Source organism: Rhodanobacter sp. KK11, from assembly GCF_033345435.1.
Lineage (GTDB): Bacteria > Pseudomonadota > Gammaproteobacteria > Xanthomonadales > Rhodanobacteraceae > Rhodanobacter.
The window spans coordinates 113,832-129,562 of record NZ_JAWPMI010000005.1; the positions used below are offsets into that span (position 1 = coordinate 113,832).

12 protein-coding genes are annotated in these 15,731 nt (G+C 66.0%); 9 read left to right on the forward strand and 3 right to left on the reverse strand.

The window, feature by feature from the left end:
• Positions 1-99: 99 nt before the first annotated feature.
• Positions 100-330 carry a glutaredoxin family protein gene (locus R5H19_RS14015; RefSeq protein WP_318159642.1) on the reverse strand — a complete coding sequence of 77 codons (231 nt, stop codon included), beginning with the start codon at positions 328-330 and terminating at the stop codon, positions 100-102.
• Positions 331-407: 77 nt separating this feature from the next.
• On the opposite strand from R5H19_RS14015, the gene R5H19_RS14020 reads away from it, so the two are divergent.
• The 8 genes from R5H19_RS14020 (at position 408) to R5H19_RS14055 (ending at position 10,828) form a co-directional block, all read left to right on the forward strand.
• Positions 408-1,790: an L-serine ammonia-lyase gene (locus tag R5H19_RS14020; RefSeq protein ID WP_318159643.1), complete on the forward strand. Its 1,383-nt coding sequence runs from the start codon at positions 408-410 to the stop codon at positions 1,788-1,790.
• 118 nt (positions 1,791-1,908) lie between these two features.
• On the forward strand, positions 1,909-5,004 hold the full coding sequence (locus R5H19_RS14025) for a type I restriction endonuclease (protein WP_318159644.1): 3,096 nt from the start codon (positions 1,909-1,911) through the stop codon (positions 5,002-5,004).
• Between the two features lie 73 nt (positions 5,005-5,077).
• Complete coding sequence (locus tag R5H19_RS14030) at positions 5,078-5,347, forward strand: YlcI/YnfO family protein (RefSeq protein WP_318159645.1); 270 nt, start codon at positions 5,078-5,080, stop codon at positions 5,345-5,347.
• The gene (locus R5H19_RS14035; protein WP_318159646.1) at positions 5,344-5,643 is read left to right on the forward strand and encodes a type II toxin-antitoxin system RelE/ParE family toxin; all 300 of its coding nucleotides are present in this window, start codon (positions 5,344-5,346) and stop codon (positions 5,641-5,643) included. Before R5H19_RS14030 ends, R5H19_RS14035 begins: the two co-directional genes overlap by 4 nt.
• Positions 5,644-5,671: 28 nt before the next feature.
• On the forward strand, positions 5,672-7,324 hold the full coding sequence (locus R5H19_RS14040; RefSeq protein ID WP_318159647.1) for a class I SAM-dependent DNA methyltransferase: 1,653 nt from the start codon (positions 5,672-5,674) through the stop codon (positions 7,322-7,324).
• Positions 7,317-8,489 (forward strand): restriction endonuclease subunit S, encoded by a 1,173-nt coding sequence (locus tag R5H19_RS14045; RefSeq protein ID WP_318159648.1) that lies wholly within the window; start codon positions 7,317-7,319, stop codon positions 8,487-8,489. The genes R5H19_RS14040 and R5H19_RS14045 overlap by 8 nt, the downstream gene beginning before the upstream one ends.
• Positions 8,486-9,043 (forward strand): hypothetical protein, encoded by a 558-nt coding sequence (locus tag R5H19_RS14050; RefSeq protein ID WP_318159649.1) that lies wholly within the window; start codon positions 8,486-8,488, stop codon positions 9,041-9,043. The genes R5H19_RS14045 and R5H19_RS14050 overlap by 4 nt, the downstream gene beginning before the upstream one ends.
• Before the next feature lie 120 nt (positions 9,044-9,163).
• Positions 9,164-10,828: an APC family permease gene (locus R5H19_RS14055; protein WP_318159650.1), complete on the forward strand. Its 1,665-nt coding sequence runs from the start codon at positions 9,164-9,166 to the stop codon at positions 10,826-10,828.
• 54 nt (positions 10,829-10,882) lie between these two features.
• On the opposite strand, the gene R5H19_RS14060 is transcribed toward R5H19_RS14055, so the two are convergent.
• Both R5H19_RS14060 and R5H19_RS14065 read right to left on the reverse strand, forming a co-directional pair.
• On the reverse strand, positions 10,883-12,472 hold the full coding sequence (locus R5H19_RS14060; RefSeq protein WP_318159651.1) for a hypothetical protein: 1,590 nt from the start codon (positions 12,470-12,472) through the stop codon (positions 10,883-10,885).
• Positions 12,473-12,506: 34 nt separating this feature from the next.
• The gene (locus R5H19_RS14065; RefSeq protein WP_318159652.1) at positions 12,507-12,956 is read right to left on the reverse strand and encodes a DUF3574 domain-containing protein; all 450 of its coding nucleotides are present in this window, start codon (positions 12,954-12,956) and stop codon (positions 12,507-12,509) included.
• A gap of 294 nt (positions 12,957-13,250) precedes the next feature.
• Between R5H19_RS14065 and R5H19_RS14070 the strand changes: the two genes are divergently transcribed.
• The gene (locus tag R5H19_RS14070; protein ID WP_318159653.1) at positions 13,251-15,710 is read left to right on the forward strand and encodes a TonB-dependent receptor; all 2,460 of its coding nucleotides are present in this window, start codon (positions 13,251-13,253) and stop codon (positions 15,708-15,710) included.
• The last annotated feature ends 21 nt before the right edge of the window (positions 15,711-15,731 follow it).

The following is a 15,731-nucleotide window of genomic DNA, read 5'->3' on the forward strand; positions in this document are numbered from 1 at the left end:
TCGCAGGGGGAGGGCAGGAGGGGGTAAGGCTGTTGACCTTCAATCAAGATCAAGAGCGAACCCCACCCCGGCCCTCCCCTGCTGCGCAGGGGAGGGAGTTCATTTTCCCAGGAACGCGCGCACCGCCGCGGCGTCGAACGGCCAATCCAGTTCGCGCCCGTCGCGGACATCGCGCAGCACCGGCACGCGCGTGCCGTAGCGCTGCTCCAGTTCGTCCGCATCGTCCACCCACACGCTGTCGAACTCCGGCGCGCGCGCCTCGGCCATCACGGCCAGCGCGAGATCGCACAGGTGGCAGTAGTCGCGCTGGTACAGGATCAGGTCGGACATGCGCTTGCGAATGGACTGCCAAAGACAAGGGTGCCGCGTAGAATAACCGGTTCGTCTCCTTCCCCAGCAGTGCAGCCATGGCCGTCAGCGTATTCGACCTGTTCAAGATCGGCATCGGGCCGTCTTCCTCGCACACGGTGGGGCCGATGCGCGCCGCCGCGCGTTTCGCCGAACACTGGCTGGAGGAGAAGGGCGTACTGGAGCGCGTGGCCCGCGTGCGCGCCGAGCTGTACGGCTCGCTGGCGATGACCGGCCGCGGCCACGGCACCGACAAGGCGGTGCTGCTGGGCTTCGAGGGCCAGCATCCGGACACGGTCGACCCCGACGCGATTCCCGCCACGCTCGAACGCATCCGCGGCACGGGGCGCGTCCGCCTGCTGGGCAAGCACGAGATCGCCTTCGACGAGAAGGTCGACCTGGTGTTCAACAAGCGCCAGAAGCTGCCGTTCCACACCAACGGCATGCGCTTCACCGCCTACGACGCTGACGGCAACGAACTGGCCAGCCGCGATTACTACTCGGTCGGCGGCGGCTTCGTGGTCAACAACGACGAGGCCGCAGAGGACCGCATCGTCGCCGACACCACCGTGCAGCCCTACCCGTTCACCACCGGCGACGAGCTGCTGGCGCTGTGCGAGAAACACGGCCTCAGCATCGCCCAGGTGATGCTGGCCAACGAGTCGGTGTGGCGCCCCGAGGCGGAAACGCGCGCCGGCCTGCTCACCATCTGGAAGGCCATGGCCGACTGCGTGAGCCGCGGCCTGCGCTCGCCCGGCACCCTGCCCGGCGGCCTGCACGTGCAGCGCCGCGCCCCGGCGATGGCCGAGGAACTGCGCAACCAGCCCGAAGCGGCGCTGAAGGACCCGCTGACCATCCTCGACTGGGTGAACCTGTACGCGCTGGCGGTGAACGAGGAAAACGCCGCCGGCGGCCGCGTGGTCACCGCCCCCACCAACGGCGCCGCCGGCATCGTGCCCGCGGTCGGCCACTACTACCTGCGCTTCTGCCCCAAGGCGGACGAGAACGGCATCATCGACTACCTGCTCACCGCCGCCGCCATCGGCATCCTGTACAAGGAAAACGCCTCGATCTCCGGCGCCGAAGTCGGCTGCCAGGGCGAAGTCGGCGTGGCCTGCTCGATGGCCGCCGGCGGCCTCACCGCCGCGCTCGGCGGCAATGTGCTGCAGGTGGAGAACGCCGCCGAGATCGGCATGGAACACAACCTCGGCCTCACCTGCGACCCGATCGGCGGCCTCGTGCAGATCCCCTGCATCGAACGCAACGCGATGGGCTCGGTCAAGGCGATCAACGCCAGCCGCATGGCATTGAAGAGCGACGGCAAGCACCGCGTCAGCCTCGACAAGGTGATCAAGACCATGCGCGACACCGGCCGCGACATGAAGGACAAGTACAAGGAAACCTCGCGCGGCGGCCTCGCGGTCAACGTCATCGAGTGCTGATGCGGGTCGCGGGGTTTGCGCTGACGGAAGCACTTGGGGCATAAACTGTCGGGGACGCACGCCGCAGCGACGTCTCCACCGATGATCGCAACGATCCGTCCCAGGGCAGGAACCGGTCTTGACCACGTTCAACGAAGATTCGCGAGTCAAGATTCCGGCTCTGCTGCATCTGTCTCGGCTGGGCTACGACTACCTGTCGCTGAAGCAGGCGCGTCGCGATGAGCGCAGCAATATTTTTCCAGAGATTCTCGAAGCAGCCCTGCTGCGCATCAACCCCGACCTGCACCGCCAGGACCTGTCCAGCCTGCTCGATGAAATCCGCCTGGACCTGCAGAACGAAGACCTCGGCAAGGCGTTCCACAAGCGCCTCGCCGCACGCTCGGGTGTACGCCTGATCGACTTCGACAACCTCGACAACAACAGCTGGCACGCCGTCACCGAACTGCCGTTCGAGAACGGCGAGGACAACTTCCGCCCTGACATCACCCTGCTGGTCAATGGCCTGCCGCTGGCCATCATCGAGGTGAAGAAGCGCATGAATCCCGGCGGCGTGCTCGAGGAGCGCCGGCGCATGGATCGCCGCCACGCCAACCGCAAGTTCCGCCACTTCTTCAACCTGATCCAGCTGCAGGCGTTCTCCAACAACATGGAGTACGACGAAACGCAGGTTGATCCGGTGCAGGGCGCGTTCTACGCCGCGTCCACCTACGGCGAAGCGCACTTCAACTACTTCCGCGAGGAACGTGCGGCGGAACTGGCTCCTTCGGTAGGCCCGCTGGACGGAGTCGTCGAGAATTTCGTCCTCACCGACACCAACCTGGTCAGCATCAGGGGCACGCCGGAGTTCGAGCGCAACAAGGCCGCCGACACGCCGACCCACCGCCTGCTCACCTCGCTGTTCAGCCGCCAGCGACTCGCCTTCGTCCTGCAATACGCCTTCGCCTGGCTGGACGAGGAAGAGGGCATCCAGAAACACGTGATGCGCTACCCGCAGCTGTTCGCCACGCTGGCCATCGCCGAGCGTCTTGCGGCGGGCGTGCGCAAGGGCATCGTCTGGCACACCCAGGGCAGCGGCAAGACCGCGCTTGCCTATTACAACGTCCACTTTCTCACTGACTGGTTCCAGCGGCGCGGCCAGGTGCCGCGCTTCTATTTCATCGTCGACCGGCTCGATCTGCTCAGGCAGGCGCGCGACGAATTCCGCCTGCGCGGCCTCACCGTGCACGTGATCGACAGCCGCGACGCGTTCGCCCGCGACATCAAACAGAGCGGAGCCGCCCGCAACGACCGTGGCACCGCCGAGATCACCGTGGTCAACATCCAGAAGTTCAAGGACGATCCGGACGTCGCCGCCGCGCAGGACTACAACCTCGCCGTGCAGCGCGTGTACTTCCTCGACGAGGTGCACCGCAGCTACAACCCCAAAGGCAGCTTCCTCGCCAACCTGGAACAGTCCGATCGCAGCGCGATCAAGATCGGCCTCACCGGCACGCCGCTGATCGGCGAGCAGCTGCAGTCCAAGGCGCTGTTCGGCGATTACATCCACAAGTACTACTACAACGCTTCCATCGCTGACGGCTACACCCTGCGCCTGATCCGCGAGGAAATCGCCACCCGCTACAAGATGCAGCTGCAACAGGCACTGGCGGCGATCGAAGTGCAACAGGGCGGCATCGAGCGCAAGGCGCTGTACGCCCACAAGCACTTCGTCGGCGCCATGCTCGACTACATCCTGCGTGACTTCATGCAGTCCCGGATCACCTTCGGCGACGACAGCATCGGCGGCATGGTGATCTGCGACAGCGCCGAGCAGGCGCGCGAGCTGCACCGCCAGTTCCAGCAGCTCATGCAGCAGGAGGCACGGCCCAGCGTGGCCGAGCCGGCCAACGACGCGGCCTACCGGCAGGATCGCGTGGCCGAGGATGCCGCCCGTTACGCCAGGCAGCCGCTCAGCGCCGCGCTGATCCTGCACGACGAAGGCGACAAGCAGTCGCGCGAGGACCAGGTCAAGGCCTACAAGAAGGGCCGGATCGACCTGCTGTTCGTCTACAACATGCTGCTCACCGGCTTCGACGCGCCGCGGCTCAAGAAACTCTACTTCGGCCGCGTCATCAAGAACCACAACCTGCTGCAGGCACTCACCCGGGTCAACCGCCGCTACGGCCAGTTCCGCTACGGCTACGTGGTGGACTTCGCCGACATCCAGGCCGAATTCGACAAGGCCAACCGCGACTACTACGACGAGCTCACCGCCGAACTGGGCGACGAGATCGAGCACTACAGCCAGCTGTTCATGAGCGAGGCCGAGATCCGCGCCAGTGTCGAGGCCATCCGCGAGGCACTGTTCGCCTTTTCGCTGGACGACGCCGAGCTGTTCTCGCAGCAGGTCGGCCAGATCCATGACCGCCGGCAACTGCTCGCCATCGTCAAGGCGCTCACCCAGGCACGCGAGCTGTACAACCTGATCCGCCTCGGCGGCCACGGGGAACTCGCCGGCCTGCTCGACTTCCGCAAGCTGCGCCAGCTGCACATCGAGGCGCAGAACGCGCTGGCCGCGCTCAATCTCAAGCACCAGCTGGAACATGCCGATGACACCACCGGCCTGCTCAACCAGGCGCTGGAGGACGTGATCTTCAAGTTCGAGAAAATCGGCGAGGCAGAACTGAAGCTGGCCGACGAGCTGAAGGACATCCTGCGCCGCACCCGCGAAACCCTGGCTTCCACCCAAGACCCGCAGGACCCGGCGTGGATCAGCCTCAAGGACGAACTGGAGCGCCTGTTCAAGGCCAAGAAACTCAGCGAAGTGAGCCAGCAGGAGATGCAGGCGAACATCACTGCGCTGCGCGACATCGAACAGCACGCCCGCGCACTCAACCAGGCCAACGCCAACCTGGCCGCCCGTTACGGCGGCGACGGCAAGCTGATGCGCGTGCACAAGCGCCTGCTGGATTCGCACCGCCTGGGCGACAACCAGACCCGCCTGCACGCTGCGCTGGTCGGCATCAAGCGCGACATGGACGGCGCGGTGCTGGGCAACCGCGAACTGCTGGGCAACCCGGCGTTTTTCGAGCGCAGCGTGATGCCCATCGTGATGCGTCACTTCCAGGACAAACCGCCCGAGCCGGATGCCGATACCCGCCGCCTGATCCAGCGGCTGCTGGTGGGCGAATACCTGGGCGAATCCCAAGGACGGCTGCCGTTCGAGCGGGGATGAGTCCCCTTTGCTGGCGGCCCGGCGCTGACCGTGCTAGCGTTGCATCGCAAATGCTATGCAAGAGGATGCCACCATGAAAACCGCCACCTTGCCGCCCCTGCGTGTCGCTCCCGAGCTGCGCCAGGCGGCCGAATCCGTGCTGCGCGAGGGCGAGACCTTGTCCAGTTTCATGGAACAGTCCCTGCGCGACGAGGTGAATCGCCGCCACATGCAAGCCGAGTTCATCGCCCGCGGCCTGGCCGCGCGGGAAGACGCCAAGCACACAGGCGTGTACTTGACGGTCAATGAATCGCTCGCGGGCCTGGACGCCATTCTCGCCAAGCACAAGCCTGACGCCCGGTGAGTTTCCGGGTCCGGATCAGCCAGGCCGCGCAGCACGATCTCGAACGCCTGCTGGATTTCCTCGCACCCGTGGACTACCCCGCGGCCTTGCGCGCACGCGCGGCGATCGAGCGCGGCTACGCGTTTCTGGCGGACACGCCGTTTTCCTGCCGCAAGGTGGACGACGCCAACCCCTTCCTGCGCGAGCTGGTCATCCCTTTCGGCCGCGCCGGCTACGTCGCCTTGTTCGACATCGAAGACGAGCACACCCTCACCATCCTCGCCGTCCGCCACCAGCGCGAAGACGACTACCACTGAAACCGAACCTTCGACATTCCCGGACCCGATGAACCCGCCCAGCTACCAGCAGCAAACCCGCGACCTGATCGACGGCCTCAAGGCCGTGTGCGCCAGCGCCGGCCTCGGCAACGACGGCAACGAATACAAGATCATCGTGCAGACCTTCCTGTACAAGCTGCTGTGCGACAAGTTCGCCTACGAGATGAAGCGCGCTTGCCCGGCGCTGGCCGGCGTGGATGACTGGATCGTCGGTTGGCAGGCACTGCCCGAAGAGGCGCAGCAAGACCTGCAAGACATGCTGCCTGCGGAAACGCCACGCCTCACCGTCGACCAGTTGATCCCCAGCCTGTTCAACCGCCAGAGCGAACCCGGCTTCGCGCGGCTGTGGGATGACACCCTGATCGCCATCGCCGTGGCCAACAACGAGATCTTCGCGGTGCAGACCGACGACGGCGAGAAGGTGCCGCTGTTCGACCGCCTCAGCGAATACGTCACCGGCAGCCTGGAGAAGCGCGACGGCTTCGTGCGTGCGCTGTTCAACAAGCTGGTGGGGGTGAGCTTCGAGCGCCTGTTCGAGCAGAAGTACGACTTCTACGCCGCCCTGTTCGAATACCTGATCAAGGACTACAACAAGGACAACGGCGGCAAGTACGCCGAGTACTACACCCCGCACGCGGTGGCCACCATCATGGCCGACATCCTGGTGCCCGAGGATCAGCGCGGCACGGTGAAAAACGCCGCCTGCTACGACCCGGCCTCGGGCTCGGGCACCTTGCTGATGGCGCTGGCCCATGCCATCGGCGAAGACCATTGCAGCATCTGGTCGCAGGATATCTCGCAGAAATCCTCCAGCCTGCTGCGCCTGAACCTGGTGCTCAACAAGCTGGTGCACTCCATTCCGCACATCACCCAGGGCAACACCATCCTGCACCCGGTGCACAAGGTCGGAAAGTCGCTGCGCCAGTTCGACTACATCGTCTCCAATCCGCCGTTCAAGATGGATTTTTCCGATTTCCGCGACGACCTGGAGAGCGACGCCAACGCCACGCGCTTCTTCGCCGGCATCCCCAAGGTGCCGAACAAGGCCAAGGACAAGATGGCGATCTACCTCTTGTTCATCCAGCACATCATCGCCAGCCTCAAACCCGGCGGCAAAGCCGCCGTGGTCGTGCCCACCGGTTTCATCACCGCCGCCAGCGGCATCGAGCTGCGCATCCGCCAGAAGCTGGTGGACGAGCAGATGATCGCCGGCGTGGTCTCCATGCCCAGCAACATCTTCGCCACCACCGGTACCAACGTGTCGATCCTTTTTCTTGACAGGCCCGCACTGGACACCACGAACCGCGACGGCGTGGTGCTGATCGACGCCTCTGCGCTGGGTGAGAAGGTCAAGGAAGGCAAGAACCAGAAGACCCTGCTGAGCCACGCCGAGGAACAACGCATCGTGGCCACCTTCAACGCCCGCGAGGCGGTGGAGGATTTCTCGGTGGTGGTCGATCACGCGGCGATCGCGGCGAAGAATTATTCGCTGAGCGCGGGGCAGTATTTTGAGGTGAGGGTCGAGTACAGCGACCTGACGCAGGAGCAGTTTGCTGCAAAGGTTGCTGCGTATCAGACGAACCTGACAGAAATGTTCGCGGAGTCACGGAAGCTGGAGCAGAGCATGGCTTCCCAGCTGGAGGGATTACGCATTGGCTGACGTAACGACTCTCGCCGAAGCTTGTCGAATATCGACAGGCAAGCTCGATGCGAACGCGGCAGTGCATGGCGGAAGCTATCCGTTCTTCACTTGTGCTGAAACGCCGTCAAGAATTGATAGCTACGCTTACGACGGCTGCGTAATTTTAGTTGCTGGCAACAACGCTCAAGGTAGGTTTCACGTTAGTCGATACGACGGCAAGTTCAATGCATATCAGCGAACTTACATTCTTGAACCACGTTCGGGTTTTGAGCGCGATTACCTGTACTACTCATTGAAATTGGCACTAACGGGGCTACGCGGTAGCGCACAGGGTTCGCAGACAAAGTTTCTGACGATGCCAATACTCACCAGTCTCGCTGTAGCAAAAAGAAATTTGACTGAACAGCGCCGCGCTGTTGCGATCCTCTCGGCCCTCGACGCCAAGATCGACCTCAACCACCGCATCAACGCCGAGCTGGAGGCGCTGGCGAAGACGATCTACGACTACTGGTTCGTGCAGTTCGACTTCCCCGACGCCCACGGCCGCCCCTACAAGTCCAGCGGCGGCGCGATGGTCTGGAACGACACCCTCAAGCGCGAGATTCCGGCGGGGTGGGAGGCTGCTCCTTTGAGTCGCCTTGTCGAGGAGGTCAAAGACGGCGTTACCCCAAATGCTTTCGACACCACGACGCCGTACATCGGACTTGAGCACATCGCGAGAAAAAGCATTGTGCTGTCAGCCTGGGCAACCGCCGACAGGGCAACTAGCAACAAAATCACATTCCGCAAGGGCGATATTCTGTTCGGCAAGATTCGGCCGTATTTCCACAAGGTGGCGCTGGCCATGATGGAGGGCATCGTATCCACGGATGCCATCGTTATGCGGCCGCGGCAACGCGGGCTAGCTGCCTTTGCGCTAGAAACTATTTTTTCGGATCGCTTCGTGGAAACTGCTACAGCGTCAAGCACCGGCTCGAAAATGCCCCGCGCAGACTGGAAGGTGATGCGTAACTACGGCGTCGCGATTCCGGGAAAGTCATCGTCGGTTGCAGACGGCTATCAGAAACTGTTCGATGGAATCGCGAGCAAGATCGAGAACAATGTCCGGCAAAATCGCGAACTCACCCAACTCCGCGACTGGCTCCTCCCCCTGCTGATGAACGGCCAGGTGCGCGTGGCATGACCGTACTGCGCTGCACCGCCAAGCTGCTCAAGCGCCTGAAGCAGCCGGCCAAGCCAGCGGAACCCGCGCCCGGGGCGAACCCGCTGGGCGAGTGGTATGCGGACATCGAGGTCTGGCGCCGGCAGCCGTTCGTGGTGCTGCTCAACGCCGCCACCGGCGCGCTGCTGGCGCTGCCGGGCAACGCGGCGAACCTGCGCGTGCTGCACGAGCGCGCGCTGCTGCAGTTCGCTGCCATCGCCGAGCATCACGGCCTGCGTGGGCCGGGCGTGGATGCGGAGCTGCACGGCTTCAACGCCGGCTTCGCCTTCGCCGCTACCCGCGACCGCAGCCTGGTTTCCTCGCTCAACCAGCGCAAGTTCGAGCTGTGGATGACGCTGGAACACAGCGACCGCTCCCTGCCCGAAGCCACCGCGCGCGACTGGAACGGCCTGTTCAAGCACCCCGCGCTGGGCCGCAACACGCGCCATGACATGGCATACCACCGCCCGCTCGACCTGCTGCGCCAGCGCCTGCTGCCGGCCGCGCAGATACTTCCCTTCGACCGCGCGTCCTGAGCGACAGGGCCAAGGAGTGCCCACCAGGTCTCCATGACCGCCGGCAGGTGACAGCCGCGGCCCGATTCTGCAACCATCGGCCCCTTCACGGCGCGCTCCGCGCCGATACGGGAACCCTCCATGACCCAAGAACGCGCGATCCGCCGCGACGTCGGCCCGTTCGCCCTGATGCTCACCGGCCTGGGCTCGATCATCGGTTCCGGCTGGCTGTTCGGCGCCTGGCGCGCGGCGCAGATCGCCGGCCCGGGCGCGATCTGGGCGTGGGTGATCGGCGCGGCGGTGATCATGGCGATCGCGCTGACCTACGCCGAGCTGGGCGCGATGTTCCCCGAGTCCGGCGGCATGGTGCGCTACGGCCACTACTCGCACGGGTCGCTGGTGGGCTTCATCGCGGCATGGGCGAACTGGATCGCGATCGTCTCGGTGATCTCGGTGGAAGCCGAAGCCTCGGCGCAGTACATGTCGTCGTGGAAGTGGGCGTGGGCGAAGGACCTCTACCATCAGGCGCCCGGCGGCCACGGCGAGCTGAGCACGCTCGGCCTGGCCATTGCCGCCGCGCTGGTGATCATCTACTTCCTGCTGAACTTCTGGAGCGTGAAGCTGTTCGCGCGCTCGAACACCGCGATCACCCTGTTCAAGCTGGTGATCCCCGCGCTCACCGCGGTGCTGCTGATGATGAGCGGCTTCCATCCGGAAAACTTCAGCGTCGGCATCCACGGCGAGGCGCACTCGACCGATTTCGCCTCGGTGCTCACCGCGGTGGCGATCGCCGGCATCGTGTTCAGCTTCAACGGCTTCCAGAGCCCGGTGAACCTCGCCGGCGAGGCGCGCAACCCCGGCAAGAGCATCCCGTTCGCGATCGTCTGCTCGATCGCGCTGGCCACGGTGATCTACGTGCTGCTGCAGGTGTCGTTCATCGGCGCGGTGCCGCGCGAGATGCTGGCCAACGTGGGCTGGCACGGCATCAACTTCAGCTCGCCGTTCGCCGACCTGGCGATCATCCTCGGCCTGCAGTGGCTGGCCACGCTGCTGTTCATCGACGCGGTGATCAGCCCCAGCGGCACCGGCATGACCTATACCGCCACCACCGCGCGCATGCTCTACGGCATGGAGCGCAACGGCACGCTGCCGGCGATCCTCGGCCGCGTGCACCCGAAGTGGGGCGTGCCGCGCCCGGCGATGTGGGTGAACCTGGTGGTGTCGTTCCTGTTCCTGTTCTTCTTCCGCGGCTGGGGCACGCTGGCGGCGGTGATCTCGGTGGCCACGATCATCTCCTACCTGACCGGCCCGGTCAGCGTGATGACCCTGCGCCGCACCGCGCCGGGCCTGCACCGCCCGCTGCGTCTGGCCGGCCTGCCGCTGCTCGCCGGCGTCGCCTTCGTGATGTCCACCGAGCTGCTGTACTGGGCCAAGTGGCCGCTGACCGGCGAGATCATCCTGCTGATGGTGGTGGCGCTGCCGGTGTACTTCTACTACCAGGCCAAGGCCGGCTGGCACGACTTCGGCCGCCAGATGAAGGGCGCCTGGTGGCTGATCGCCTACCTGCCGACGATCGCCTTCGTGTCCTGGGCCGGCAGCACCACCTTCGGCGGCAAGGGTTACCTGCCCTACGGCTGGGACCTCGTGGTGGTCGGCGTGATCGGGCTGGTGTTCTACCTGTGGGGCGTGCGCTCGGGCTGGCGCACGCCGTCGGTGGAAGCGGCCGAGCTGGAAGCGGGCGCGCATCCGGACTCGCCGCTGGTGCCGCCGGACGAGGAGATCGCCGAGCGCATCACCGGGCGTTGAGCCGTCGGCGCCGATGCCATGAAACGCGCGGCGACGAGCCGCGCGTTTTTGTTTTCAGCCAACGGCCGCCCGCTCGCGACCGCCCAGCGACAGCAGCGCCAGCACCATCGCCAGCACCGCGTAGGCCCCGGCGAACTGCCACACGATGTGGCGCGAGACGGCATCGAGCAGCCACGGCAGGTAGATGCCGCCGGAGGGCTCGACCGAGTGGATCACCCCGAACAGGCTGAGCGCGCCGCCCAGCAGCAGGATCAGCGCGGCGCGGCGCGGGCGGTGGTCGATCAGCGCCACCACGAAGCTGGCCCAGACCATCGCGGTGATGATGAAGCCGTTGCCCAGCACGGTGATCACCGCCAGTTCGGAAATGCCGTGCGTGCCGTCGTTGAACAGCTGCGCGAAATGCTCGGGTGACACGTACGCCGGATCGCTCAGCTTGATCGTGAGCATCCGCGCGATCGCCGGAAAGAAACTGAACACCACCGCCGCCGCGTAGCGCATCGGCGTTGCCTCGAACGCCTGCACGGTGATGCCGATCGCCACGAACACCAGGATTGGCGCCAGCACCGGCAGCGGCAGCAGCTCGACCAGATTGGACAGATAACCGAACACGCCGCCCAGCCCGACCACGATGCCGGTGAGCAGGGTGTAGCCGCTGCGCGCGCCCATCGCCTTGTACGACGGCTGGCCGATGTACGGCGTGGTCTGCGCCACACCGCCGCAGAAACCGGCCGCCAGCGTGGCCAGCGCCTCGACCAGCAGGATGTCGCGGGTGGAATAGTCGTCGCCGGCGGCGCGTGCGCTCTCGGTGACGTTGATGCCGCCGACCACCATCAACAGGCCAAACGGCAGGATCAGCGGCAGGTACGGCACGATGTGCGCCAGCCCGTCGACCCATTGCAGGGTCGGCCACGGCAACGCGAAGCGCCATTGCCACGCCGCCGGCGCGTGGTAGCCCGCACCCAGTCCGCCCAGCGGACCGAGCCCGTAGTACAGCAGCGCGCCGACCACGAACGCCACCAGCACGCCGGGCAGGCCGAACGGCATGCGCGCGTGCGCGACCAGCGCGTACAGCACCACGCCGAGCCCGGCGAAACCCACCACCGGCAGCTTGAGGATCTCCACCAGCGGCAGGAAACCCATCAGCACCAGCGCGATGCCGGCGATCGAGCCGAGCAGGCCGGCGCGCGGCACGTGCCGCTGCACCATCGCGCCGAAGAACGACAGCACGAACTTCAGCACGCCCATCACCACCAGCGCGGCCATGCCCAGCTGCCAGGTGGCGATCGCCGCAGCGTGCGGGTCCATGCCGTCCTGCTTGAAGCCGAGGAAGGCGGGCCCAAGCACCAGCAGCGCCATGCCGATGCTGGTCGGCGCATCCAGCCCCAGCGGCATCGCCGTCACATCGTCGCGCCCGCTGCGCCGGGCCAACCGGCGCGCCATCGCGGTATAGGCCAGATTGCCCAGCAGCACGCCGAACGCGGTACCCGGAAACATGCGCATGAACACCACGTCGGCGGGGAAGCCGAAGATGCCGATCAAGGCCGCGGCGAGGAAGGCCATGATGGACAGGTTGTCCACCACCAGGCCGAGAAAGCCATTGAGGTCGCCGGCGGCGAGCCAGCGTCGGGTGCCAGGAGTAGTCACGTCGGGAGTGCGCCGGTGCGGGAGAGAGGGCAGTTCAGAATGACACGTCGGCCGGCTGGGTCACCCGCAGCACCGACTGGTCGCCGGTGCGCTGCTTCCACGCCGCGCGAATCGCCTCGACCTTGGCCCGGTTCGCCGGCGTATCCGGGTAGTCGATCACCAGCATCTTCGAGCGCAGCCGCTCCGGACGGATCTGCTGCTTGCCCTGCCACTGGCCATACACGTCGATCACGCTGAGCCCGTCGGGGAAGCGCGTGCTGACCTCGCTGTCGAGGAATTCCCGCCACGTCTGTTCGCTGACGCCATGCTCCGGCTGGTCGGCCAGGCCCAGGCCGAAATACAGCCTGGTGTCGACCCAGCCCACGGTTTGCGCCGGATGGGCCGCATCGCCATGCAGCACCGCTCCCGGCCGGGTCGTCGGCATGACGCAGCCGACCAGCAGTGCGGCGAGGAGAACCAGCGGAGCCAGCGGTCGCACATTCATCAAGTATCCCTTGTTATGTTTGGACTTCTAGACGTATAGATTGCCATACGAAAGAAAAGTATTGACAGAATCCTGTGGCAATGCAACAAATAACCAAGCAGCACGCCACCATGCGGCACGCCTCAGGGAACCGCCACACCGTGAACGTCGACAACCGCATGAACCCGCCATCGCTCCGGAGCATGCCTCCGCGGCGATGTTGTTGTCGCTAGTCGCCGCCTTTCCGCGTCATACCCGCCATTTTTCGCCATCCGCCCTGTTGCGGACGGCACCGTATCACTCAAGGAAACCTCCATGTCGTTCGATGCCCTTTCCGCGCGTCACAGCCGCCTGTACTCCGCCTTGTTGCTGGCCGGCCTTGTCGCCCTGCCCGCGCAGGCCCAGCAAGCCACCGACAGCGACCAGGCCAGGACCCTGCAGCAAGTGGTGGTCACCGGCGTGCGCGCCAGCGGCCGCACCGCCCTGGAGTCGCCAGTACCCATCGACGTGCTCACCCCGGACGACCTGCGCGCCGCCGGCGCGGTGAACGGCGAGCTGGGCCAGGCGCTGGCCACCCTGCTGCCATCGTTCAATTTCCCGCGGCAGTCCAACTCCGGCGGTTCGGACCATGTGCGCGCCGCGCAACTGCGGGGGCTGTCGCCCGACCAGGTGCTGGTACTGGTCAACGGCAAGCGCTTCCATACATCGGCTCTGGTCAACACCGACACCAAGATCGGCCGAGGCACCACGCCGGTGGATTTCAACGCGATCCCGATCAGCGCGATCAAGCGCATCGAGGTGTTGCGTGACGGCGCCGGCGCGCAGTACGGCTCCGACGCGATCGCCGGCGTGGTCAACATCATCCTGGACGATGCCGCGGAAGGCGGCGAAGTGGTGACCAGCTACGGCGCCAACCACACCTCGTTCACGCCCACCGACCGCACCATCACCGACGGTCAGAGCAGCTACGGCGCGGCCAAGTTCGGCACCCGGCTGGGCGAGACCGGCTTCCTGCGTGCCGGCGTGGAGGTGACCCGGCACGCCGCCACCAATCGCGCCGGACTGGACACCGTGCCGGGCTGGCTGGCCGACCCCACGCCCGCCAACCTGGCGTTGCGCGGCCAGCGCAACTACACCGCCGGCGATCCGAAGAGCGAAAGCTACAACGGCTGGCTCAACAGCGAAGTGCCGCTGAGCGCCAACGCCACGCTGTACTGGTTCGGCACCTATACCCGGCGCCACACCATCGGCAGCAACTATTTCCGCTACCCCGACAGCAGCGCGAACATCGCCTCGGTCTACCCCGCCGGCTATCGGCCGGAATCGCTCGGCCACAACCGTGACGTGCAGACCGCCGCAGGCGTCAAGGGCACCGCCGCCGAATGGAGCTACGACGCCAGCCTCGACTGGGGCGGCAATGCGTTCGACTACGACCTGCGCCATTCGCTCAACGCCTCGCTGGGCGCGGACAGCCCTACCGCGTTCCACATTGGCAGTTACCGCTTCAACCAGGGCAGCGCCAACCTCGACGGCAGCCGCGAATTCGCCGTGGGCGAACGCGCGCTGACCCTCGCCGTGGGCGGTGAATTCCGCCGCGAGAGCTTCGTCACCCATCCCGGCGATCCGTCCTCGTACGCGGTCGGCCCGGTGCTCGGCGCACCGGCCGGCGCCCAGGCCGGCGGCGGCCTGCAGCCGCAGGACGCGGCCAATCTCTCGCGTCACGTCAAGGCGCTGTACGCCGAGGTGTCCAGCGACCTGACCGATCACGTGTTCGTCGACGCCGCCACCCGCTACGAGCACTACAGCGACTTCGGCGGCAACTGGAGCGGCAAGCTCAGCGGCCGCTGGGAGTTCACGCCCGGCTTCGCCCTGCGCGGCGCCGCCTCCAACAACCTCCGCGCGCCGGCGCTGAGCCAGATCGGCTACGAATCCACCAGCACCGGCTACGGCGCCGACGGCAAGCTGGTCACCGGCCGCATCCTGTCGGTGAACAACCCGATCGCGCGCGGCTTGGGCGCGGTGCCGCTGACGCCGGAGAAAGCGCGCAACCTCAGCCTCGGCCTCACTGCCCGGCTCGGTGGCGGCTTCGACGCCAGCCTCGACATCTACCAGATCAGCATCGGCAACCGCGTCACCCTGTCGCAGACCATCCGCAGCGCCGGGCTGGAGAATCACATCCTGCAGCAGTTCGGCGTGCCCGGCGTGCAGAGCGTGGCGTTCTTCACCAATGCGGTGGACACCCGTACCCGCGGCGCCGAACTGGTCGGCAACTACCGCACGCCGCTGGCCGGCGGCCAGCTGCTGCTGACTGCGGCGTACAGCCACAACAAGACCGACATCCGCAAGGTGCGCGCCACGCCAGCCCAGCTCACCGCGATCGGCGCCGACAATGTGCTGTTCGGCGACGAGGAGCGCAACACGCTCACCGACGCCGCCCCGCGCCAGCGCGGCTCGTTCACCGCGCGCTGGGATGCCTCGCGCTGGTCGCTGCTGGGCCGCACGATCCGCCAGGGCGCCACCACCCGCGTGTTCGACTTCGGCGGAGGCTACGTGCCACGGCAGACCTACGCCGCGCGCTGGCAGCTCGATGCCGAGGCGGAGTTCCACGCCACCCCGCGGCTCGGCCTCGCACTGGGCGGCTACAACCTCACCAACCAGTACCCGACCCGCTCGAACGACGACATCAACTATGCGGAGAATTTCCCGTACGACGTGATCTCGCCGATCGGCAGCAACGGTGCGTACTGGTACGGGCGGGTGCGCTACACGTTCTGAGCGCGCGCCCAAGGCGACGGA